Origin of the sequence: Gordonia rubripertincta, from assembly GCF_038024875.1 — a bacterium.
In the GTDB taxonomy this organism is placed as follows: Bacteria; Actinomycetota; Actinomycetes; order Mycobacteriales; family Mycobacteriaceae; genus Gordonia; species Gordonia rubripertincta.
Genome location: NZ_CP136136.1, coordinates 3,033,217 through 3,054,465, shown reverse-complemented (window position 1 = coordinate 3,054,465; position 21,249 = coordinate 3,033,217). Strand labels below are relative to the sequence as shown.

Sequence of the window (21,249 nt, the reverse complement as noted above, 5' to 3'; positions counted from 1 at the left end):
CGGTCTGTCGGAACTCATGCCTTCGCCCGCCTCTTCCACCAGCGTCGACGAGGGGCCGGAAGGGCGACCCGGGCGCGGTCCACCAGATCGACGATCGCGTCGCTGACCAATCGGGGTTCCTCCATCTGGACCATGTGGCCGGCCCCCTTGACCACCACGAGACGGGAATCCGGTCCGAGCTGGGCGAACATGCGCACCGAGTTCGGCAGGGGTGTCAGCCGGTCCTTGTCGCCGCACACGACGGTCGTGGGCACCTGCGCCAGTACCGGCAGTGCCGTCGACTCGTCGTGGATCTCCAGTGCGTGCAGGAAGTTCACGATGGTCTCGATCGGCGTGGACTGGATCATCTTCTCCACGGCGCTGCCGAGTGCCGGACTGAAGAACGCCGGCCCGAAACTGGCCGCGACGAGCACAGGTTCGAGCGCCTGGCGGGTCAATCCGCGGCCGGCCTGGACCAGTCGCGGCGCGCGCCGGACGCTCAGTCGGAAGGCGTCGACCACCGGGTTGCCCAGTCCCTCACCGAGTCCCGCCTCGGTGAGGCCGCGCGATGCGGTCGCGACGAGGCCCACACCGGCGACGGGCCCGGTGGACGAGAACAGTGCCGGATGCCGGCGCGCCAGACCCATCACCGTCATGCCACCCATCGAATGGCCAACGACCACAACGGGTCCGCTGGTGACCGTCGACCGGATCACCGCCGCGGCGTCGTCCGCGAGCTGCGCGATCGTGCAGGTCTCCACCGGCGCGGGATCGCTCTCGCCGTGGCCGCGGTGATCGTAGAAGACGAAGCGGTAGTTGCGGTCGGCCCACTCGGTTGCCAATTGTTCCCGCTGGAAGTGCCAGCTCGCGAGCCCGAGGCTGAAGCCGTGGACGAAGACGATGGTGAGCTCGGGGGGCTTACCGTGGCGGACGTCACCGAGATCGACGGTCCGGACCGCGAGTTCGAGACCGTCGTCGGTGGTCACGGTCCGCGCCTGATCCTCGTACATCGTCGAGAGGTCGATGTCGGCGTGCGGGTCGGCCTTGCCGACGACGCTCTTGCGCGCGATGTTGCGCGCGGCGCCGATCGCCGCCATACCGCCGAGTGCCGCGACACCTGCCAGCCCGGCGAGCAGCCCGGCGCGTTCGGAATCGTCCACCACGCTCACCCCGCTCACTCGTCGGCCACCGCGTCACCGCCGGCCGCGTCCGCGTTCAGGTATCGCCGAACCGCGCGGTTGCCCACCTGGGAGATGATCTCGTAGTCGATGGTGCCGATGGCGTCGGCCCAGTCCTTGGCTGTGATGCCGCCGTGGGCGCCGGTCCCGAAGAGTTCGACCTCGTCGCCCTCCCGGACGCCGGCCCCGTCGGGTCCGAGGTCGATGACGAACTGGTCCATGCAGATACGACCGATGCCGTCGAACAGACGCTCTCCGATACGGACCCGGATGCGGCCCGACAGCAGGCGCGGCACGCCGTCGGCGTAGCCCGCGGGCACCACCGCGACGACGGTGTCGCACGGTGCGATCCAGGTGTGACTGTAGGAGACACCCTGTCCCGCGGCGACCTTCTTGACCAGGGCGACCGGAGCCGACAGCGTCATCGCCGGGATGAGCCCGAAGTCGCCGAGCTCGGGGACCGGACTCCGACCGTAGATCGCGATCCCGGGCCGGACCATGTCACGCGCCAGGTCCGGACGAGTCAGCGCCGCAGGCGAATTCGCAATGTGCATGATCTCGGGCGCCGCGCCGAGACGTTCGAGGTCGGCGGCCGCGGCGTCGAGCCGGACGGCCTGTTCGCTGTTGAGCGGATGGTCGGGTTCGTCACCGCGGGCGAGGTGACACATCACCGCGCGGACGACGACCGCGCCCTCGGCGTGCGCCTTCGCGATCCTCTCGGCGAAGTCGTCCCATTCGTCGGCGGCGACGCCGCTCCGGTTGAGCCCGGTGTCGACCTTGGCCGTGACGCTCGCCGCGATGCCGGTCGCGCGGGCGGCGTCGACCACGGCGTCGAGTTGTCGTGACGAGGACAGCGCGACCTCGATGTGGTCGGTGATCGCTCCTTCGAAGTCCGCGCCCGGGGCGTGCAGCCAGGCGGTGATCGGGGCGTCGACTCCGGCGGCACGCAGTGCGCGGGCCTCGGTGATGTGCGCGACGCCCAACTCGGCGGCGCCCGCGGCCAGCGCGGCCTTCGCGACCGGCACGGCGCCGTGGCCGTAGGCGTCGGCCTTCACGACGGCCATCACGGCAGCGTTCGAGGCGGTACGCAGGACGTCGAGGTTGTGCGCGATGGCGCCGAGGTCGACGGTCGCGGTCAGGGCAGCGGAAGTCATCGTCGACCATTCTCCCAGATCGCCACCACTGATTTGCGCGCGGCGACCCGGGGAGCGCCGTGACCAGCGGTTTCACCGGGACGTTTATGAGTAATCACACCGATGCGGCGGGACCTGGGACCCGGTTTGCTGGACGACACATGCAGCTCACCTCCCCAGAAAGCGACCATGTACGCCACCATGAACCCCGTGCCCGCCCACCCCGACCACCGTTTCCCCGATGACTTCGTCCCCGTGGACCCGGTCGTCTACGGCCCTCCCGCCGGTACCGCCATCCCGGCCCGGCGCACCCCCGGGCTGCGCGAGTCGGTGACCGCATGGGTGGCGAACGGTGTGGCCTGGGTCTCCCTGTTCGCGTCCGCGGTCCTATTCTTCGTCGCGATCCTGGAGGCGCTGGGCGAGAACGACGCGGACGGATGGGTGTTCGCGGCGATGGTCCTGTACGCGGTGGGTGTGGTCGCGACCGTCGGCGCGGTGCTCGGGCTGATCGTCTCGTTCGTGAGGCGTCTCGGGGCCGACGAGCTGCACCGGGCGGGTCCGATCGTCGATCTGGTGCTGCTCACGATCGTCACGCTGATCAGCGTGGCGGGGTGTGCGTCTCCCCTGCTGTTCCTCCTGAGGTGAACTCCCGGATCGCCGGGCGCAACGCCGCGAGCAGCGTGGACGCACCGATCGGGGCTCCCCGGCTCGCCAGCAGTGCGGCGTGGGCGTGGACGCGGGCCGCCCAGGCCCCCGCCTCCTGCGGCGACCTGCCGGCGGCGAGCAGCGATCCCGCAATCCCGGCCAGCACGTCACCGGCACCGGCGGTCGCCGCCCACGACGACCCGGCGTCGTTGCCGACGACCCTTCCCGACGGATCGGCGACCAGCGTGATCCGGCCCTTCAGGAGAACCGTGACACGCCATTGAGCGGCGAGGTCGGCGACCGCGGACACCCGATCGGCCCCCACCTCGGCACCGGTCAACCGCGCGAACTCACCGGCATGCGGGGTCAGGAGCGTCGGTGCCGCGCGACCGGCGACGAGTCCGGGTTCGTTCGAGACGATGGTGAGCGCGTCGGCGTCGACGAGCACCGGCAGATCGGAGTCGAGGACGGTACGCAGCAGCGCCGTCGCGGCCGCGTCGGTGCCCATGCCGGGGCCGACCACCCAGGCCTGGACCCGGCCGGCGTCGGCGAGGTCCGGCGCGGCGACCACCTCGGGGAAGTGCGACACCACCTCGGCGTGCGCCGAACCGACGTACCGCGTCATACCGGAGGTCGCCGCGACCGCGGCCCCGGAGGCCAGGATCGCCGCGCCCGGGTAGCGATGTGATCCGGCGATGACCCCGACCACACCCTGGGTGTACTTGTCGTCCGCGGGACCCGGTACGGGCCAGTCGATCTCGGCATTGGCGTACGAGATGAGTTGCCGCGCATCAGGTTCGACGGGATCACCGATGCCGATGTCGACGACGATCACCCGGCCGCACCGCGGTGCCGCCAGAAGGTGTGCGCGACGCGGGAAGCCGAAGGTGACGGTGACATCGGCACGGACCGACGGCGTGTGCACCTCACCGGTGTCGGCATCGACGCCGGACGGCAGATCGACTGCGACGACTATGGTTTCGGCATCGATACGGTCGAAGACGGCCGCCGCCGCGGGGCGCAACGGCCCCCTGCCGCCGATTCCCACGACCCCGTCGATGACGGCGTCGAGCCCGGCGGGCAACGCATCGCCGACACGACCGCCGGCCGCCCGGAACGCCCGCAGTCCGGCCGGGTGCGCCTTGTCGGGGGCGAGCAGCACCGCATGGGCGGCGACTCCGCGACGGGTGAGTTCGGCGGCGGCGAAGAGGGCGTCACCACCGTTGTCACCGGCACCGACCACGACACCCACCGACCGCCCGTAGCAGCCGCCGATCCGGTTCAGCTCGCCGACGACGGCCTGCGCGACGCCGTGCGCGGCGCGTCGCATCAGCGTCCCGTTGGCGAGCAGATCTCCCGACGCCCGCTCGGCGTCGCGGACTTCGTCGGCGGTGAGGTACCGGGTCGGCATGGGGCCGGTCTACTCGACGGTCACCGACTTGGCCAGGTTGCGCGGCTTGTCGACGTCGTAGCCGCGGGCCTGGGCGACGCTGGCGGCGAACACCTGCAGCGGCACCGTGGAGACCAGCGGCTGCAGGAGCGTCGGCGTCTTCGGGATCGGGATGAACTCGTCGGCGACCGCGCGGGCGGCGGCGTCGTCGGCTTCGGCGATCACGATGGTGCGCGCACCGCGGGCCTGGATCTCGCGGATGTTGCTGACCATCTTCGAGTGCAGCACCGCGCGGCCTTCCGGGGACGGCATCACGGTGATGACCGGCAGGCCGTCCTCGATGAGGGCGATGGGGCCGTGCTTGAGCTCGCCGGCGGCGAAGCCCTCGGCGTGCATGTAGGCGAGTTCCTTGAGCTTCAGTGCACCTTCGAGCGCCACCGGGTAGCCGACGTGGCGACCGATGAACAGCACCGTGTTGTGGTGGGACAGCGAGCGGGCGAGGTCGCGGACCGGCTCCATGGTCCCGAGGACCTCGGCGACCGAATCGGCCATGGCCTCGATGGCGGCGAACTCGCGGGCGACCTCGTCGGCGTACTTGGTGCCGCGCGCCTGTGCGAGGGCCAAGCCGACCAGGTAGGCCGCGACGATCTGCGCAAGGAAGCACTTGGTCGACGCGACGCCGATCTCCGGACCGGCGTGGGTGTAGAGCACGGCGTCGGATTCGCGCGGGATCTGCGCACCGTTGGTGTTGCAGATGGCCAGCACGCGGGCCTTCTGGTCCTTGGCGTGCCGGACGGCCTCCAGGGTGTCGGCGGTCTCGCCCGACTGGGAGATCGCCACGACCAGCGTCGACCGGTCGAGGACCGGGTCGCGGTAGCGGAACTCGCTGGCCAGCTCGATCTCGACGGGCAGACGCGTCCAGTGCTCGATCGCGTACTTCGCCAGGAGGCCGGCGTGGTAGGCCGTGCCACAGGCCACGACGAAGACCTTGTCGACGTCGCGCAGGTCGTCGTCGGTCAGCCGCTGCTCGTCGAGCACGATGCGCCCGTTCTGCAGGTGACCGAGCAGGGTGTCGGCGATCGCGCGGGGCTGCTCGGCGATCTCCTTCAGCATGAAGAAGTCGTAACCGCCCTTCTCGGCCGCGGCGAGATCCCAGTCGATGTGGAAGGGCTTGCCCGCGCGCTCGTTCCGGTCGAAGTCGGTGATCGTGTAGGTGTCGGCGGTGATGACGACGACCTCGTCCTGGCCCAGCTCGACGGCCTCACGGGTGTGCTCGATGAAGGCGGTCACATCGGAACCGACGAACATCTCGCCCTGGCCGACACCCACCACGAGCGGGGTCGACCGGCGGGCGGCGACGATGGTGTCCGGGTGGTCGGCGTGGGTGAACACGAGGGTGAACGCACCCTCGAGCCGGCGCAGGGCCGCGTAGGCGCTCGCGACGAAGTCACCGGCGGTGGGACCGAACGTGTAGTACTTCGAGACCAGGTGGACAGCCGTCTCGGTGTCGGTCTCCGACCCGAATTCGACGCCGTCCTCTTCCAGCTCGGCGCGCAGCTCGGCGTAGTTCTCGATGATGCCGTTGTGGACGACCGCGATCTTGCCGTCGTCGCTGGCATGCGGATGCGCATTGCGGTCGGTGGGCTTCCCGTGCGTGGCCCAGCGCGTATGGCCCATGCCCGTGGTCCCCGACAACGACTCACGGCCGACAGTCGCGATCTGTTTTTCCAGATTCTCCATCCGGAGGGCCTTTTTCTGGATCGCGGTGTTACCGGCGCCGTCGAGGATGGCGACGCCCGCCGAGTCGTACCCGCGGTACTCCATCCGTCGCAAAGCCTCGACGACGATGTCCAGGGCATCGCGCCGCCCCACGTATCCGACGATTCCACACATAGCTAGTCAGCGTACCTGCGTGCGGTGGGACCGATGCGCTCGCGCGCTGCGGAACGACGTGCCGCCGTGCGGGGCGTCACTCCAGGGTCTTGGGGACCACGACGTTCGGTGCCGCGGCGGGTACCGGAGACGCCGCACGACGACGCTTGCGCTCCTTGGCGCCGAGCAGTTTGGCGATGCGGTCCTGCACCTCCGGCGGGTCGTCGAGGTCGACGGCCGGCACCTTGCCGAGAACGGTGTCGGGGTCGGAGAACGCCTGGTACTCGGCGTCCTGCGTGAGCGCGTGCAGCAGGAAACCCGTGGTCAGAGCGCGCACGGCGGTGTGCGTCTTCTTGTCCGCGCCGTTGCTCCCCCACAGCGCACCGATCGTCCGGTGTTCGAGGAGGCCGCGCGACGTCGCGCCGGGCGGGGTGCGCAGAACTGCGCGGTGCTCGTCGTCGGGGGTGTGGTCGGCGCCATACGCCTGCGCGAGCGGGAGTGCGTTGCCGTCGATGGTGTCGAGTTCGCCGATCGAGGAGACGATGAGACCGGGCGCACGGACGCTGCGCGCAGCGGGTAGGAGCCCGGCGGTGGTCGGCGCCGGGAACAGCGCGGCCACTCCCCGGACCTCCGGCTGCGGCTGACCGTGCAGGACGCCCTCCGCCGCGGCGATGACAGCAGCCGACGCCCCGAATCCGTGACCGGCGAAACCCACCTTGGCCGGGTCGACGGTGATCTCGCCGAAGCCCAGCCGGACCCGGGTCACGATCGCCAACGCCGAACGCAGTTGGGCGGCCATCGCGTCGTCGGAGACCAACACGCCGCGCTGGTCGGCCGGGACCGCGACCACGATGCCCCAGGACGCCAGATGCTTGCACAGGTCGCGGTAGCGACTCGGCGAAGCCAGCCAGCCGTGCCCGAAGGCGATGGCGGGCAGCCTTTCCCCACTCGCCGGGGTGAACACCTCGCCGCGTGTACCGACGATCCCGAGATCGCCGCGCAGGACCCGGTGCGGTCCCCGACGGCCGAGCGCGGCCATCAGCTTCGCGGGCGGCTGCGATGGTTTCGAACGCTTCTTGCCTGGCACAGCAGACAGCCTATGCGTTCGGTGGCGGCAGATGCGGACTGGCGTCGGCCATGTCGGCGGGCAGCATGATGCCGGGCAGCGCATCGGCCGCGTCGGCTTCGTGCTCGAGGTCGGCACGCAACCGTTCGGTCTCGGATTGCGCGGCGGTGCGCCGGTGTTCGGCCATCGCGAGGTCGAGATCCCGCTGAGCAGCGGAGAAACGGTGCGAGGCGTCGGCGACCTCGGCGGTGGCCGAGCGCGCGAGAGCCTCGATCTGGTCGGCGAGGCTCACTGGTCACCGGCCAGGGCCAGGTCACCCGCGGACCGCTCGGGCGTCGCATCGGTGGCGGGACCGGCCGGTGGGGTGCCGCCGTCGCGGGTGTCGGCGACGACGTGGGTCGGGGTCGGGGATCCCCCGCCGGGACCGGACGCCGGCCTCCCCTCGACGGCGCCGGCTGCTTCCATTCCCGGAACAGCGTGCACCACTTCGGGTTTCACGACCGGCCCGCCGCTCAGCCGGAACGGGATGTCTTGCTCCTCCGGTTGTTCCCCGGACTCCCGCGCCGCGCGCACCGTCTCGGTCGGCGCAGTCGGCGGCTCGGCCGGGACCGGTTGCGGACGGACCGACTCGACCGGCTGCGCCCCGGGCGGGGTGACGAAGTCGCTGTCCGGCGGCTCCCCGGTCTCGACGGGATAGGGATCGTCGTCGATCCCGTCGAGGGACCGGTTGAGAATGTCGAGAATGCCGGCGATCCCCCGCAGCGTGGCGTCAACCGAGGTGGTGAACAGCTCGACCCGTGACCGGATGTCCTCGACCGCGACATCGAGCGGAACACGTCCGGTCACCACGGCCTGCGGTAGCTCGGCGGGCGGTGTCCCCGCGGCGCTCGGCGCCGACAACCGGGCGACCGACAGGTAGAAGGTACGGAGCAACCGGTCGATTCCCGATGCGGCCGCGGAGGTGGCGTCGGTGATCGTGCGCAGCACATAGAGGTCGGATTCCGCACGCCGCTGATGGTCGACGGCCGCGTCGATCGCCGGCGACGCGGACCTGCCGAGCCAGCCGTCGAGCCGCACCCGCTGTTCGGGCAGGTAGTGCAGCTGTTCGGCGACGGCCCGGTGCGCCGAGACCAGAACCCGGCTGTCCGACGACAGTGCGGTGACGTCGAAGTCGTTCACCGCACGGAGGCCGGCCCGGACCGAGGCGTCGTCGGGGACCGGCACGCCCATCAGCCGGCCGGCCGCCAGCAGCTCGGTGAGTGCGGCGGCGCCGTCCTGCGCGTCTGCCCGCAGCGCGGTCAGGGAATCCTCGCTCCGCCTCATCTCGGAGCCGCCTCGGCCGCCGGTGTCGCATGCGAGATCTGGCCCGCAGCCTGCGCATCACCGGCGGTCATGCCGATCGCGGAGGCGCGAAGATTCTGTGCGAGTACGGCCGCGGCCCGTGACTGCGACCGGAGGCGGGCGGACAGCGAGGCGCTCAACTCGGCATAGGTCGCGGCGGACGGTCCCAGCGAGGACGCCGCGTCGGGGCCGGCATCGGTGCGCGCCCACCGGCCGAAGTCGTGTGCGGCGAGGTCGTCGGCGACGGCGGCGAGGACCAGCGACGAACGCCGGTAGTAGGCCGCGACCGCGGCTACCTGATCGGCGTCCATCGCGATGCGGTTCGGCTCGATGCCGTCCACTGCTCACCCCCGTCCATCCCCTGCCCGCGATCCTCCCGGCCGCGGACGATGCGGAGATCGTACCCATCCCGGGTGCCGCCGTCCGGCCCGGCGACCTGCCAACTTGGACGCACAAAAGCCGTACCCGGTTCCATCCGTCGCAGAACAGGCATCGGCGGTCCTTGGGATTTCCGACAACGACCCCGCCACCGGTACCTTCCGGTCGTCACAATCTTCACCGAGAGTGACACCGACCACACCGTCGGTGAAAGGACCATGCAATGAGTACGTCGGACGTCAGCTTCGGACTCTGGTACGACTTCCGCAACCCGCCCGGGAACTCGCGCGGGTTCGGCGACTTCTACCGCGCGACGCTCGACCAGATCGCCTGGGCGGAGTCGATCGGCCTCGACTCGGTCTGGTTGACCGAGCACCACTTCATGGAGGACGGATACACGCCGTCGCCGTTCCTGCTCGCCTCCGCGATCGGCAACCGGACGACGACGATGCGGATCGGTACCAATCTCGTGGTGTCGCCGCTGCACAACCCGATCCGCCTCGCCGAGGACTCGGCCACGCTGTCCCTGCTGACCGGCGGACGTTTCTCACTCGGTGTCGGCCAGGGCTACTGGGAGCCGGAGTTCGAGGCCTTCGGACGACGGCTGATCAACCGCCCGAGTCTGCTCGAGGAGGGCGTGGAGATCGTGCGCCGCTGCTGGTCCGGATCGGCCGAGCCGTTCGACGGCAAGCGTCTGCGCAAGCCCGCTCTGCCCGTCACCCCCACCCCCGAGACCGTCCCCGACATCCTGGTCGGCGCGATGGCCGATCCGGCGATCGAACGTGCTGCCCGCATCGGCGACGGTTTCCTCAGCACCCAGAACGCCCACCACGCGTCCTACCTGGACGCGCTCGACCGTCTCGGCCGGAACCGGGACGAGGGCCGGATCTTCGCCGGGCAATGGACGATCATCGCCGACGACCCCGAGCGGGAGTGGTCGCGCATCGGCACCCACGCGCTCTACCAGATCAACAAGTACATCGAGATGGGCGCGTTCGGGCCGATCCCCCAGTTCACCGACCCGGGTCAGCTCGTCGACGCCGGCTCGTTCACCCTCTGGGATCCGGCCACCGCCGTCGACGAACTCACCGAACTGCTGACGGCCACCCCGCAGATCGAGGACGTGCACTTCTGGGCGCAGCTGCCCGGCGAAGCCATCGACAGCGGCAGCGCTCGCATCGAGCTCCTCGCCGGCAAGGTCGTTCCGGAGGTCCGGGCCCGTCTGGCCGCGCGATCGTCCGTGGAGGTCCCTGCATGAACCACGGTCCGTCAGCCCACCCGCTGCTGATCACCGACTTCCTGTACCGGGCACGAGACATGTTCGGAGACAGGGAAATCGTCGATCACGTCGACGGCGCCGAGGTCTTCCGGTACACCTATCGCGACTACGCCGACCGGGTCCTGCGGCTCGCGTCCGCCCTCGTCGCGAGCGGCATCCGGCCGGGCGACCGGGTCGGCACGCTGGCCTGGAACCATCGGCGGCACCTGGAGCTGTACCTCGCGGTGCCGCTCGCCGGAGCCGTGCTGCACACGATCAACATCCGGCTCTCCCCCGACGAGATCGCCTACATCGTCGACCACGCCGACGATGCGATGATCTTCGCCGATCCCTCGCTGGATCACCTGCTGTCCGTCGCCCGCGAACGGCGTCCGGACATGCCGGTGATCCCGATCGACTCCGACGACGAGAGCGTCTCGGCGGGAACGACTCTGGACTCGATGGTCGCCTCCGCGGAACCGATCGCGGCACCGGTCGCCCGCGCGGACGACGAGCTGGCCGTGCTCTGCTACACATCGGGTACGACCGGGGCGCCGAAGGGTGTTGGATATTCCCACAAGTCCCTGTATCTGCACACGATGGCGGCCTGCCTGGCCGACGGACATGCGATCTCCGAACGCGACCGCGCCCTGCTCGTGGTCCCGATGTTCCACGCCAACGCGTGGGGAGTCCCGTTCGCGGCGCTGATGTCCGGGGCGTCGCAGATCCTGCCCGGACCCCACCCCACACCCGCGCACATCGCCGACATCATCGCCGCCGAGCGGGTGACCTACACCGGGATGGTGCCGACGGTCGCGGTGGACCTGCTCGCCCATGCGCAGGCCGCGGGAACCGACCTGAGCAGCCTCCGCGCGCTGGTCCTGGGCGGTTCGACGCCGACCCTGGGCCTCATCCGCGACCTCGAGGCACTCGGCATCCCGGTGTTCCAGGGCTGGGGCATGACCGAGATCTCACCGATGGCGACGTTCTCCCGTCCGCCGGCATCCACCGACGACGACCCGGAACGCCGCTGGGCGTACATCCGGAAACAGGGACGGCTCCTCCCGGGGCTCCAGTGGAAACTCGTCGACGACGACGGAAGGCTCATGCCCCACGACGGGATCAGCCGCGGGGAGATCCTGATCCGCGGACCGTGGGTCGCCACCGGTTACTACGGTGCCGATCATCCGGACAAGTTCGACGACGGCTGGTTGCGCACCGGCGACATCGGTGTCATCGACGAAGACGGCTACCTCACGATCGTCGATCGCACCAAGGACCTCATCAAGAGCGGCGGCGAGTGGATCAGCTCCGTCGCGCTGGAGGAGGCCCTGATCGAACACCCCGCCGTCCACGAGGCTGCGGTGGTCTCCGTTCCGCATCCGCGCTGGCAGGAGCGTCCCGTCGCCTATGTGGTCGGCGACGAAGGGCTCGACGTGGAGGCGGTGGGGGCCGAGCTCGCCGAGCGTGTCCCGCGCTGGTGGGTGCCCGAACGGATCGTCGCCGTCGACGCCCTCCCGCGGACCAGTGTCGGAAAACTCGACAAACGGCGACTCCGCGAGCAGGCGGCCGGGACCCCCGACTTGTGGGAACCCACAACCGCCGCGGATTCTCCCGTTCCCGTGACGCACGCCGATTCCTAACGTCAACAGTGTGAAGTTCAGCCTGTTCTACGTGTTGGAGAGTCCGGACCGGGACTTTCGGCGGGCCTACGAGGAGATGCTCTCGCAGGTCGAGATCGCCGAGCGCCTCGGGTTCGACGGGGTCTGGCTCGCCGAACACCACGGCAGCGCCTACGGGTCGATGCCGTCGCCGCAGGTCGCGGCGGCGGCCATCGCGGCCCGTACCTCGCGGATGCGCATCGGTATCGCGGTCAGCAATCTGACGCTCGCCTGGCCGGTCCGGATCGCCGAGGACTTCGCGATGGTCGACGTGATCTCCGGCGGCCGGCTCGACTTCGGCGTCGGACGCGGCTACCAGCCCCACGAGTTCCGTGCGATGGGAGTCGCCGACAAGCAGGACGTCAGCCGGGAGGTCTTCGACGAGGCGTTCCAGATCGTCACCGGACTGTGGACCAAGGCGGTCGGCGAGCCGTACACGTTCCACGGCAAGCACTTCCACATCGACAGCGTGGACTGCCGGCCCGCGCCCCTCCAGCAGCCGACGCCTCCGATCTATGTGGCGTCGATCAGTCCCGAGACATTCGACCTGGTCGCCGACCACGGACACAACATGCTCGTGACGCCGACGCTGATGACCCTGCCCGAGCTGAACGGCTTCGTCGTCGACGCCAAGCGCACGCTGATGCACCGCGGCCGCGATCCTCTCTCCCTCGACTTCCCGATGAACTGGCAGATCCACCTCGCCGAGAACGACGAGGAGGCCGTCCGCCGGGCCCGGCCGAGTCTTGAGTGGTACTTCGACAACGTCATGTCCGCGGTGCCGCAAGGTGCCGCGACCCCGGCGGGCTACGAACGCTACGCGGCACTGGCGGAGGCCGCGGCCGAGGGTGCGATGTCGTTGACCGGCCTGCGCGAGGGCGGCATCTGCTACGTCGGCGACCCCGACGGACTCATCCGCGAGATCGAGATCCTGCGCGAGGAATCGGGTCTCGACCACCTCATCTGCTGGCTTCGGTTCGGCGGCATGCCCCACGACGACGTCGTGCGGTCGATGGAGCTCCTCGCCGAGCACGTCATCCCGCATTTCGCCGACGCCCCACCACTCGTCCCCCGTGCCCTGCGGCACGAGGAACCCACCCACACCGACAAATTTTTCGAAATCGAGTTCGACGATGAAGGAGAAGTCCATGAGCTATCTCGCGGTTGAGAACGATCGCCGGATCTACTTCGAGCACCACCGTGGGGACGCACGCCCCGTCGTGCTGATCCACGGCTGGGGCGCCAACACCCGCTGCTGGGGCGCCAACACCCGCTGCTGGGACACCACCGCCCCCGCGCTCAAGGCCGCGGGGCACGAGGTCGTGCTCGTCGATCTGCGCGCATGTGGCCGCTCCGACAAGGACTTCGAGGACGTCTCGATCGCGGCCCTGGCCGACGACGTGGTCAAGGTGGTCGAGCACCTCGGCCTCGAGTCTCCCGTCATCAACGGCTGGTCTCTCGGCGGAGCCGTCGCCACGGCCGCCGCGTCGGCCCTCGGCTCGCGTGCCGGCGGCCTGGTCCTGACCGGCGGCGCGTCGCCGCGCTACACCGCGACCGACGACTGGCCCTATGGCGGCTCTTCCGAAGACGTCGAGGGAGTCCTCGCCGGTGCCGCCGCCAACCGCGCCGACACCTTCCGCGGCGTGGCCGGCGCGGTCTGCGCGACTCCTCCGAGTTCGGATGTCCTGGACTGGATCTGGGGGATGTTCCTGGAGATGGGCCCGGCCGGGGACGATTCGCTGCGCGACCTCGCCCGTACCGACCTGCGCAAGGAGCTCGGCGGGCTCGACATCCCGATCCTGCTCCTGCACGGCCGGGACGACGCCTTCGTCCCGTTCGCCGGGGCCGAGGCCGTCCTCGAACTCAACTCCCGTGCTCGTCTCGTCCCGTTCGACGCCTGCGGTCATGCCCCGTTCCTCGAGGACCGGGACCGCTACCTCGCCGAACTGACCGGTTTCCTGAAGTCATGAGCACCCGACCCCGGGTCTGGATCGTGACCGGCGGGTCGCGCGGCATCGGCCGGTCCGTCGTCGAGAACATCACGGCCCGAGGCGATTCCGTCGTTTCCCTGGCACGCGGCGTGGCGACCACGCCGTTCACCAGGCCGGCACAGGTCCTGGAGCTGAAGACCGACATCACCGACTCCTCGTCGGTGGCCCGCGCACTGGCCACCGTCAAGGAGGAGTACGGCGGCGCCCACGGCCTGATCAACGTCGCCGGCGTGCACCGCGGTGGACGGGTCGACGATCTGAGTCGCGAGGACTGGGATCTTGTGCTGACCACCAACCTCACCGGCGCCTTCGAGATGTGCAAGGCCACGGTCCCGATCCTCGAACCGGGTTCGTCGATCGTGAATGTCGGTGCGGTGGTTGGCTTTCGGGGATTCCCGGGCGACGTCGCCTACGGCTCGGCGAAGGCCGGTCTCAGCGGTCTGACGCAGGTCCTCGCCGCGGAACTCGCCCCCCGCGACATCCGGGTCAACCTGGTCATCCCCGGTTTTGTGGATACCGACATGACCTCCGGACTCAGCGACCGGGCTCGGGCACGCGTCGTGTCGTCCATCCCCGCCGGGCGGACCGGCCGGCCGGAGGAGATCGCGCAGGTCATCGTCGATGTCGCTCTGTCCACCTACATGTACGGCGCCATCGTGCCCGTCGACGGTGGACTGATGAACACCTTCAGCGGCGGCGGTCGGTGACGTGGCGTCGGGCCGCCTCGGCACGGTTGTGACAACCCACAAGGGGCGCGAAAAGCGAGGGTGACTCACGCCACAGCGACCAATAACGTCGTTGTTGCACACAGTTTCTCGCCTTCCTCGGAGGGTGACGGTCAGAAGGAGGCCAATCGGTGTCAACCAGTACAGCAAGCGTCAGCACGGAGCAGCAGAACAAGGCTCTGGTCGCGGAGTTCATGGAGGTGTTCTCCCGCGGCGACGTGGACGCCATCCTGTCCTTCCTGGCGCCGACGGCCACCTGGTGGGTGGGCGGGGAGATCGACGGTATCTCCGGAACCAAGAACAAAGAGGAGTTCGGCGCCATGCTGGCCGGCCTCTCCGCCACCACCAAGACCGGCGCCATCGCGCTCACCCCGCTCGCCTTCACCGCCGAGGGAGAACGCGTGGCGGTCGAGACCGAGTCGTACTCGGAGATGAACAACGGCAAGGTCTACAACAACCTCTACCACTTCGTCTTCGTGGTCCGCGACGGAAAGATCCACGAGGTCAAGGAGTTCCTGGACACCGAGCACACCCGCGCGGTCTTCCTCGGCTGAGAACTCCCCCTCGGAATTCGCAACACCCCCGAACCCCTTATTCCCCAACCCTTTTGAACCAAGGAGTCAATGCAATGGATGTCGGCGTACTTCTCGTCTTCCAGAACTACCACGAGAACGTGAGTGACGAAGAGGTCTTCCTGCGCGACCTCGAGCTCGGCGTACTGGCCGAGAAGGCCGGTTTCGACTCGGTCTGGTCGGCGGAGCACCACTTCGACGACTACTCGATGTGCCCGGACAACTTCGCGATCCTGTCCTACCTCGCCGGCCGCACCTCGAAGGTCAAGCTCGGCATCGGCGCCACGATCCTGCCGTGGAACGATCCGTTGCGCGTCGTGGAGAAGGCCATCATGCTGGACCAGATGTCCGGTGGCCGTGTACTTCTCGGCATGGGTCGCGGCCTGGCGAAGATGGAGTACGAGGCCTTCGGCATCCCCATGGACGAGGCCCGTCCCCGCTTCAACGAGGCTGCCGAGATGGTGCTGCGCGGACTCCGCACCGGCGTCGTCTCCGGCGACGGCCCGATGTACCCGCAGAAGGAGATCGCCCTGCGGCCGGCTCCGAACCCGAACACCTCCTGGGATGGACGACTTTTCGCCGCGGCGATGTCGCCCGACTCGGTTCCGGTGGTCGCCGACCTCGGCGTCCAGATGATGACCTTCATGCAGTTCCCGTTCGAGCAGCATGCCGAGGCGATCAACGGCTGGAAGCAGATGTTCCGCGACGCCCAGGGCGTCGAGCCCGGCCCGCCGGTCATCCAGGACTTCGTCATCTGCCACGAGGACGAAGAGGAAGCCCGTCGTCTGGCCTACGAGCACATCAACCGCTACTTCCTGTCGGTCATCAAGCACTACGACTTCGCCGGCAAGCACTGGCGTGAGACCAAGGGCTACGAGACCTACCAGGCGGGTGCGGACATGATCCGCGAGGCAGGCATGGAGGCCGCGGCCGACGCCTACGTCGAGGCGAACATCTACGGCACGCCCGAGCAGTGCGTCGAGAAGTACGCCTACCGTCACGAGCTCATCGGCGACTTCCTCCCCAACGCGGCCTTCGCCTTCGGCGGTCTGCCCTTCGACGAGGCCGAGAAGAGCCTGAAGCTCTTCGGCGAGAAGGTCGTCCCCGAGGTCCACAAGATGAAGGCCAAGACGCCCGCGGCGGTCTGATCCGCCGACCGACCATCGCTGCGGCGCCGGCCCCTTCCCCGGCGCCGCAGCGACTCCAACCCCCACATCACGCAGGAGGATCGGTGAACGAAACCGTTCTCGACCAGGTGGCCCTCGGGTTCCGAGAGGTCATGGCCAAGGTCTGCACCCCCGTCGCGGTCATCACGGCCTTCGACGACCGGCGGCCGCACGGCACCACGGTCAGCGCGTTCACATCGCTGTCGATGGGGCCGCCGATGATCCTGGTCTCCCTCGACCGCGGCTCCGACCTCCTCGCGATCATCCGCCGCACCGGCCGATTCGGCGTCAACGTGCTCGCCCACGACCAGGCCGACGTCGCGATGCGGTTCGCCCGCAAGGGCGCCGACAAGTTCGACGGGGTCGACTGGTCGGACTCCGCGGAGCTCCCCCGGCTCGATGGTGCCGCGGGCTGGCTGGGCTGTACCACCGCCTCCCTGGTCGACGGCGGCGATCATGTTGTCGCCCTGGGCAACATCGTCGAGACCGGCATCACCTCCACCGCACCCCTCACCTACCACGACCGGGTGTTTGGCACCCACCGAGCATTCGAGGTCGCCCGATGAGCACGACCACTCTCCCCCAGGACCCCGACGCCCCGACCCCCATCGCGACCGAGGCGTCGACCCAGGCCGTCGCCCGCGCGGTGGCGGCCGTGGCCGCAGGCGGTTTCGTCGTCGTGGTCGACGACGACGACCGGGAGAACGAGGGCGACCTCATCTGCTCGGCGTCGTCGATCACCGACGAGCAGATGGCGTTCCTGATCCGCCACACCACCGGCATCATCTGTGCCCCGATGACCGCTGAGCGTGCCCGCCGGCTCGAGCTGCCACAGATGGTCGAGGACAACCGGGACGCGCACGGCACCGCCTTCACCGTCACCGTGGATCACAAGAACGCCGGCACCGGGGTCTCGGCGCACGACCGCGCCCTGACCGTCCGGGCGCTGGCCTCCGACACCACCACGGCCGGCGAATTGCGCCGCCCCGGACACGTCTTCCCCCTGCAGGCCCGCGACGGCGGGGTCCTGACCCGCGCAGGGCACACCGAGGCCGCCGTCGACCTGGTCACCATGGCCGGGGCCGGCGAGGTCGGGGTCATCGGCGAGATCATCGCCGACGACGGGACGATGCGGCGCGGCGACGACCTCCTCGAGTTCGCCGAACGCCACGGACTGCCGGTGTTGCGGATCGCCGACCTCGTGGCCCACCGGACCGCCGCCGGTTCGTTCGTCCACCAGATGGCCACCGCGGCGATGCCGACCCTGTTCGGCGACTTCCGCGCGGTCGCCTACCGCTCGGACATCGACGACACCGAACACCTGGCCCTCGTCATGGGCGACGTGGCCGCCGCCGGCGCCGCCGCCGAGGGTGCACTTGTGCGCGTGCACAGCGAATGCCTGACCGGTGACATCGTCGGCTCCCTGCGCTGCGACTGCGGTGCACAGCTCGAGCAGGCGCTGTCGGCCATCGCGGCAGAGGGCTGCGGAGCGGTGATCTACCTGCGCGGCCACGAGGGCCGAGGTATCGGACTCGGCCACAAGATCCGTGCGTATGCACTCCAGGAGCAGGGCCTCGACACCGTCGACGCCAACACCGCACTCGGACTCCCGGTGGATTCGCGCACCTACGGCACGGGCGCCGCGATCCTGAAAGACCTGGGCATCCGCCGCGTCCGTCTGATCACCAACAACCCCGCGAAGTACGGCGGGCTCGGTGGCCACGACCTCGACATCGTCGGGCGCGTCGGCCTGCCGACCGTCACCACCCCCCACAACGTCCGGTACCTCCGCACCAAGAAGGAGCGGATGGGCCACGTGCTGTCGGGCGACACCGTCATGGGAGAGGCGCCGACCGGGACGACAGGTGCATGAAGCGACTCACACGACATTGCTACTGTGAGGTTCATCATGAGGTGTCGGTGAGGAGGCCGTGCGGATGACGTCCATCGCGGAGCGCGGAGTCGATCCCGGTATCGATTCCGAGGGCGGGTCGGCACGTGCCACCGGCCGCGAACGCGACGTCATCGCGGCCTTCGCCGAGATCACCACCGAGGCCATCACCGACACCAAGCTCGAGGACCTCCTCAGCCTGGTCGGCCAGAAGCTCTGCGCACTCCTCGGCGTCACCCGTTGCTCGGTCTACCTGCGGCACGCCAACGGCAGCTATCGCGGTGCCGCGGGCTTCTGCGAGGACGCCGGCGACATCACCGAGGCCGTGAAGCGGCAGGTCTCCGGCTTCGACGGCGACCTGTTCAGCCAGGAGGTCATCAACACCCGCGCGCCCGTCGTCATCGCCGACGCCCTCAACGACCCGCGCCCCCACCGCCGGACGATGACCCACTGGGACGTCCGCGCGATGCTCGGCGTCCCGCTCACCTTCGACGACGCGGTGATCGGCCTGATCTTCGTCGACAGCCGCGGCCGCGAACACGAGTTCACCCCCGAGGACATCGAGGTCGCCGAACTGTTCGCGCGCCTGTCCGCCCTGTTCATCAGCCAGGCGATGCTCAACACCCGCCTGCGCGGTCAGGCCGCCGAGATCGCGCGGAACAACGCCACCCTGGCCTACCTCGCCGACGTCCACCACCGCCTGACCAGCGCGGTGCTCGAGGGCGCCAACATCCACCGCGTCGTCGAACTCCTGTCGGAGTTGTCGGCCAAGCCTGTGGTTCTCTACAACAACTCCTTCGATGTACTCGCCTGGGCCGCGCCGGAGGCGCTGAAGCTGACCGCTCCCCCGGTGATGAGCGAGAAGGTGCGGGCCACCGCCTCGGTGCGGCAGGCTCTCGCCGAACTGTCTGTAAGCACGCCGTCGGCCATCGTCCCGGCGCAGCTGGCGGTCGGCCTCGGCCGCCGACACCTGATGTGCCGCTTGGTGATCGAGGGGAGACAGACCGGTTTCCTCGGCATCGTCGAGGTGGGCCGCAGCCTCGAGGCCCTCGACGCGAACATCGCCGAACGCGGCGCCACCGTCCTGGCCCTGCAGATGCTCTCCGAGCGCCGGCAGATCGAGACCGAGGGGCAGGCGCGCGACGACTACCTGTCGGACCTGCTGCGCAACAGCCGCGACAAGGAACACCTGGTCCGACGCGGCCCGCAGTTCGGCATCGACCTCACCAATCCCCATGTGCTGGTTCGGTTCACCGTCGACGACGCGACCGACCGGCTGACGGCGTCGGCGATCCAGTCGCTGGTCACCCGCGCCTTCGCCTCGGTCATGGCCATCTCCCCGCCGCCGGCTGTCCGACTGCCGGGCGCGGTCATCGTCATGGTCCGCCTGGAGTCCGACGACCTCGACGAGGTCGGGAGGGTCCGCGACCACGTGTCGACGATCCGCGATCGACTCTCCGGCGATCTCTCACTCGGCGCGACCCTCATCTCCGGCATCTGCCGCACCCCCGTCGACTTTCCGCACGCCCATCGCGACCTACGCGAGATGGGTTCGGTGGCAAAGTCGTTCGGGTGGGATGAGCGGGTGATGACCCTCGACGAACTCGGCCTGTTCCGGGTGATCGTGTCCAGCGGTCACGTCAAGGAGGCCCTGCACTTCGCGCATTCCTTCGTCGCACCCGTCCGCCAGCACGACGACGGCACGCTCCTCGCCACCTGGCGAGCCTTCGTGGCCGCCGACGGTAAGGTCCAGGCCACCGCGACGACACTGGACGTCCACGAGAACACCATCCGGTACCGCCTCGGCCGGATCAAGGAGATCGCACGACGCGATCCGACGTCGCTGGACTGCCTGCTGTCGGCGAAGATGGCCTTTCAGGTCCTCGACCTCGCAGGTCAGTGACCTGCGAGGACGCCCATTGGAGATTCCTCCAACCGGCCCGCACGACGATGGTTCTCCCCGGGCCGGACACGCCATAGGTTCATTCCATGGCCCGCAGCACGATCCCCGACCGTCCCGCCCCCGATCAGATCCGGGTCGACGCCGACGAGATCCCGGTGGACACCGCCGCCCTCGCGGCGTGGATGGACGAGACGGGCCTGCCCGGCGGGGACATCGACCTCCGGCCGCTGCACGGCGGAACCCAGAACATCATGGTGATCGTCAGCCGCGGCGGACGGGACTACGTGCTCCGCCGCGGTCCCCGGCACCTGCGCCCGCAGTCGAACGCGGCGATCGCCCGCGAGATGACGCTGCTGTCGGCCCTGAGCTCCACCGATGTCGCACATCCCCGGTTCGTCGCCGGCACCACCGACACCGACGTCCTCGGGGCCACTTTCTTCCTGATGGAGCCCGTCGAGGGGTTCAACGCGGCCGACAGCCTGCCGGCCGCGTACGCCGCGACCCCCGAGGGACGGGAGGCGATGGGTTACGCACTCGTCGACGCGCTCGCGGGTCTGGCGGCCGTCGACCACTCCGCGATCGGTCTCGACGACTTCGGCAAACCGGACGGCTTCCTCGAACGACAGGTTCCGCGGTGGCTCGCCGAACACGAACGTTACGCGCGCACACCGGGATACCCGGGCGGGACGTTCCCCGATCTCGACCGGATCGCCGGCTGGCTCGACGACAATCGCCCCGCCGAGTTCCGGCCCGGGCTCATGCACGGCGACTACCACGTGGCCAACGTCCTCTACGATCACCGCACCCCCGAGGTCGCGGCCATCGTCGACTGGGAGATGGCGACGGTCGGCGACCCGCTGCTCGATCTCGGTGTGCTGCTGGCCATCTGGCCCGACGACCCGCGGCAACCGGACCTCTACGAGAGTGCGCTGGGCCAGGCCGGCGACCTGCCGAACCGATCCGCGATCATCGCCCGCTACGCCGAGCGGTCCGAGAGGAACCTCGACGCCCTGGACTGGTACACCGTTCTCGCGAGCTTCAAGCTCGGCATCATCCTCGAGGGCACCTACGCCCGCTCCTGCGACGGCAAGGCGCCCCGC

At 69.5% G+C, this 21,249-nt stretch carries 19 protein-coding genes and 1 pseudogene; 12 read left to right on the top strand and 8 right to left on the bottom strand.

The window, feature by feature from the left end:
* Positions 1–14: 14 nt before the first annotated feature.
* The gene (locus RVF83_RS13890; protein WP_039880059.1) at positions 15–1,157 is read right to left on the bottom strand and encodes an alpha/beta fold hydrolase; all 1,143 of its coding nucleotides are present in this window, start codon (positions 1,155–1,157) and stop codon (positions 15–17) included.
* Complete coding sequence (gene alr, locus RVF83_RS13885) at positions 1,154–2,311, bottom strand: alanine racemase (protein WP_005195839.1); 1,158 nt, start codon at positions 2,309–2,311, stop codon at positions 1,154–1,156. Before alr ends, RVF83_RS13890 begins: the two co-directional genes overlap by 4 nt.
* 168 nt (positions 2,312–2,479) lie before the next feature.
* Here alr and RVF83_RS13880 point away from each other — a divergent pair, with 168 nt between their 5' ends.
* Complete coding sequence (locus RVF83_RS13880) at positions 2,480–2,935, top strand: hypothetical protein (RefSeq protein WP_005195837.1); 456 nt, start codon at positions 2,480–2,482, stop codon at positions 2,933–2,935.
* Here RVF83_RS13880 and RVF83_RS13875 read toward each other — a convergent pair.
* The 6 genes from RVF83_RS13875 to RVF83_RS13850 all read right to left on the bottom strand — a co-directional run bounded on the left by RVF83_RS13875 (position 2,889) and on the right by RVF83_RS13850 (position 8,945).
* The gene (locus RVF83_RS13875; protein ID WP_005195835.1) at positions 2,889–4,346 is read right to left on the bottom strand and encodes a bifunctional ADP-dependent NAD(P)H-hydrate dehydratase/NAD(P)H-hydrate epimerase; all 1,458 of its coding nucleotides are present in this window, start codon (positions 4,344–4,346) and stop codon (positions 2,889–2,891) included. The genes RVF83_RS13880 and RVF83_RS13875 overlap by 47 nt on opposite strands.
* Before the next feature lie 9 nt (positions 4,347–4,355).
* Positions 4,356–6,218, bottom strand: a complete 1,863-nt coding sequence (glmS, locus tag RVF83_RS13870) for a glutamine--fructose-6-phosphate transaminase (isomerizing) (protein WP_039880057.1) — start codon at positions 6,216–6,218, stop codon at positions 4,356–4,358.
* A 76-nt stretch (positions 6,219–6,294) separates the two neighbouring features.
* Positions 6,295–7,284, bottom strand: coding sequence for a dienelactone hydrolase family protein (locus RVF83_RS13865; protein ID WP_005195832.1), 990 nt, complete (start codon positions 7,282–7,284; stop codon positions 6,295–6,297).
* A 10-nt stretch (positions 7,285–7,294) separates the two neighbouring features.
* The gene (locus RVF83_RS13860) at positions 7,295–7,555 is read right to left on the bottom strand and encodes a hypothetical protein (RefSeq protein ID WP_005195831.1); all 261 of its coding nucleotides are present in this window, start codon (positions 7,553–7,555) and stop codon (positions 7,295–7,297) included.
* On the bottom strand, positions 7,552–8,586 hold the full coding sequence (locus tag RVF83_RS13855; RefSeq protein WP_005195830.1) for a hypothetical protein: 1,035 nt from the start codon (positions 8,584–8,586) through the stop codon (positions 7,552–7,554). The genes RVF83_RS13860 and RVF83_RS13855 overlap by 4 nt, the downstream gene beginning before the upstream one ends.
* A complete protein-coding gene (locus tag RVF83_RS13850; protein WP_005195829.1) occupies positions 8,583–8,945 on the bottom strand; it encodes a hypothetical protein in 363 nt (120 codons plus the stop codon). Before RVF83_RS13850 ends, RVF83_RS13855 begins: the two co-directional genes overlap by 4 nt.
* A 260-nt stretch (positions 8,946–9,205) precedes the next feature.
* Here RVF83_RS13850 and RVF83_RS13845 point away from each other — a divergent pair, with 260 nt between their 5' ends.
* The 11 genes and pseudogenes from RVF83_RS13845 to RVF83_RS13795 form a co-directional block, all read left to right on the top strand.
* Positions 9,206–10,240: an LLM class flavin-dependent oxidoreductase gene (locus RVF83_RS13845; protein ID WP_005195828.1), complete on the top strand. Its 1,035-nt coding sequence runs from the start codon at positions 9,206–9,208 to the stop codon at positions 10,238–10,240.
* The gene (locus tag RVF83_RS13840; protein WP_005195827.1) at positions 10,237–11,883 is read left to right on the top strand and encodes a long-chain fatty acid--CoA ligase; all 1,647 of its coding nucleotides are present in this window, start codon (positions 10,237–10,239) and stop codon (positions 11,881–11,883) included. The genes RVF83_RS13845 and RVF83_RS13840 overlap by 4 nt, the downstream gene beginning before the upstream one ends.
* Before the next feature lie 10 nt (positions 11,884–11,893).
* Entirely contained in the window at positions 11,894–13,069 is a 1,176-nt protein-coding gene (locus RVF83_RS13835; protein WP_005195826.1) for an LLM class flavin-dependent oxidoreductase, read from the top strand.
* Positions 13,050–13,871: an alpha/beta fold hydrolase gene (locus RVF83_RS13830; protein WP_005195825.1), complete on the top strand. Its 822-nt coding sequence runs from the start codon at positions 13,050–13,052 to the stop codon at positions 13,869–13,871. Before RVF83_RS13835 ends, RVF83_RS13830 begins: the two co-directional genes overlap by 20 nt.
* The gene (locus tag RVF83_RS13825) at positions 13,868–14,599 is read left to right on the top strand and encodes an SDR family NAD(P)-dependent oxidoreductase (protein ID WP_005195823.1); all 732 of its coding nucleotides are present in this window, start codon (positions 13,868–13,870) and stop codon (positions 14,597–14,599) included. The genes RVF83_RS13830 and RVF83_RS13825 overlap by 4 nt, the downstream gene beginning before the upstream one ends.
* Before the next feature lie 149 nt (positions 14,600–14,748).
* Positions 14,749–15,171, top strand: a complete 423-nt coding sequence (locus tag RVF83_RS13820) for a nuclear transport factor 2 family protein (protein WP_005195822.1) — start codon at positions 14,749–14,751, stop codon at positions 15,169–15,171.
* 74 nt (positions 15,172–15,245) lie between these two features.
* Positions 15,246–16,337 carry an LLM class flavin-dependent oxidoreductase gene (locus RVF83_RS13815; protein WP_005195821.1) on the top strand — a complete coding sequence of 364 codons (1,092 nt, stop codon included), beginning with the start codon at positions 15,246–15,248 and terminating at the stop codon, positions 16,335–16,337.
* A gap of 83 nt (positions 16,338–16,420) precedes the next feature.
* Positions 16,421–16,921, top strand: a complete 501-nt coding sequence (locus tag RVF83_RS13810; protein ID WP_005195820.1) for a flavin reductase family protein — start codon at positions 16,421–16,423, stop codon at positions 16,919–16,921.
* Entirely contained in the window at positions 16,918–18,228 is a 1,311-nt protein-coding gene (locus tag RVF83_RS13805) for a bifunctional 3,4-dihydroxy-2-butanone-4-phosphate synthase/GTP cyclohydrolase II (RefSeq protein ID WP_005195819.1), read from the top strand. Before RVF83_RS13810 ends, RVF83_RS13805 begins: the two co-directional genes overlap by 4 nt.
* A gap of 64 nt (positions 18,229–18,292) precedes the next feature.
* On the top strand, positions 18,293–20,149 hold the full coding sequence (locus tag RVF83_RS13800; protein ID WP_005195818.1) for a GAF domain-containing protein: 1,857 nt from the start codon (positions 18,293–18,295) through the stop codon (positions 20,147–20,149).
* 86 nt (positions 20,150–20,235) lie between these two features.
* Positions 20,236–21,024 (top strand): annotated as a pseudogene (locus tag RVF83_RS13795) (phosphotransferase family protein); the annotation flags it as partial.
* Positions 21,025–21,249: the final 225 nt, after the last annotated feature.

What these genes read in the sequence shown, in the direction of transcription:
- alr (WP_005195839.1), bottom strand. Translation starts at nt 2,311, where the DNA reads ATGACTTCCGCTGCCCTGACCGCGACCGTCGACCTCGGCGCCATCGCG.
- RVF83_RS13880 (WP_005195837.1), top strand. Translation starts at nt 2,480, where the DNA reads ATGTACGCCACCATGAACCCCGTGCCCGCCCACCCCGACCACCGTTTC.
- RVF83_RS13875 (WP_005195835.1), bottom strand. Translation starts at nt 4,346, where the DNA reads ATGCCGACCCGGTACCTCACCGCCGACGAAGTCCGCGACGCCGAGCGG.
- glmS (WP_039880057.1), bottom strand. Translation starts at nt 6,218, where the DNA reads ATGTGTGGAATCGTCGGATACGTGGGGCGGCGCGATGCCCTGGACATC.
- RVF83_RS13855 (WP_005195830.1), bottom strand. Translation starts at nt 8,586, where the DNA reads ATGAGGCGGAGCGAGGATTCCCTGACCGCGCTGCGGGCAGACGCGCAG.
- RVF83_RS13845 (WP_005195828.1), top strand. Translation starts at nt 9,206, where the DNA reads ATGAGTACGTCGGACGTCAGCTTCGGACTCTGGTACGACTTCCGCAAC.
- RVF83_RS13840 (WP_005195827.1), top strand. Translation starts at nt 10,237, where the DNA reads ATGAACCACGGTCCGTCAGCCCACCCGCTGCTGATCACCGACTTCCTG.
- RVF83_RS13830 (WP_005195825.1), top strand. Translation starts at nt 13,050, where the DNA reads ATGAGCTATCTCGCGGTTGAGAACGATCGCCGGATCTACTTCGAGCAC.
- RVF83_RS13825 (WP_005195823.1), top strand. Translation starts at nt 13,868, where the DNA reads ATGAGCACCCGACCCCGGGTCTGGATCGTGACCGGCGGGTCGCGCGGC.
- RVF83_RS13815 (WP_005195821.1), top strand. Translation starts at nt 15,246, where the DNA reads ATGGATGTCGGCGTACTTCTCGTCTTCCAGAACTACCACGAGAACGTG.
- RVF83_RS13805 (WP_005195819.1), top strand. Translation starts at nt 16,918, where the DNA reads ATGAGCACGACCACTCTCCCCCAGGACCCCGACGCCCCGACCCCCATC.
- RVF83_RS13800 (WP_005195818.1), top strand. Translation starts at nt 18,293, where the DNA reads ATGACGTCCATCGCGGAGCGCGGAGTCGATCCCGGTATCGATTCCGAG.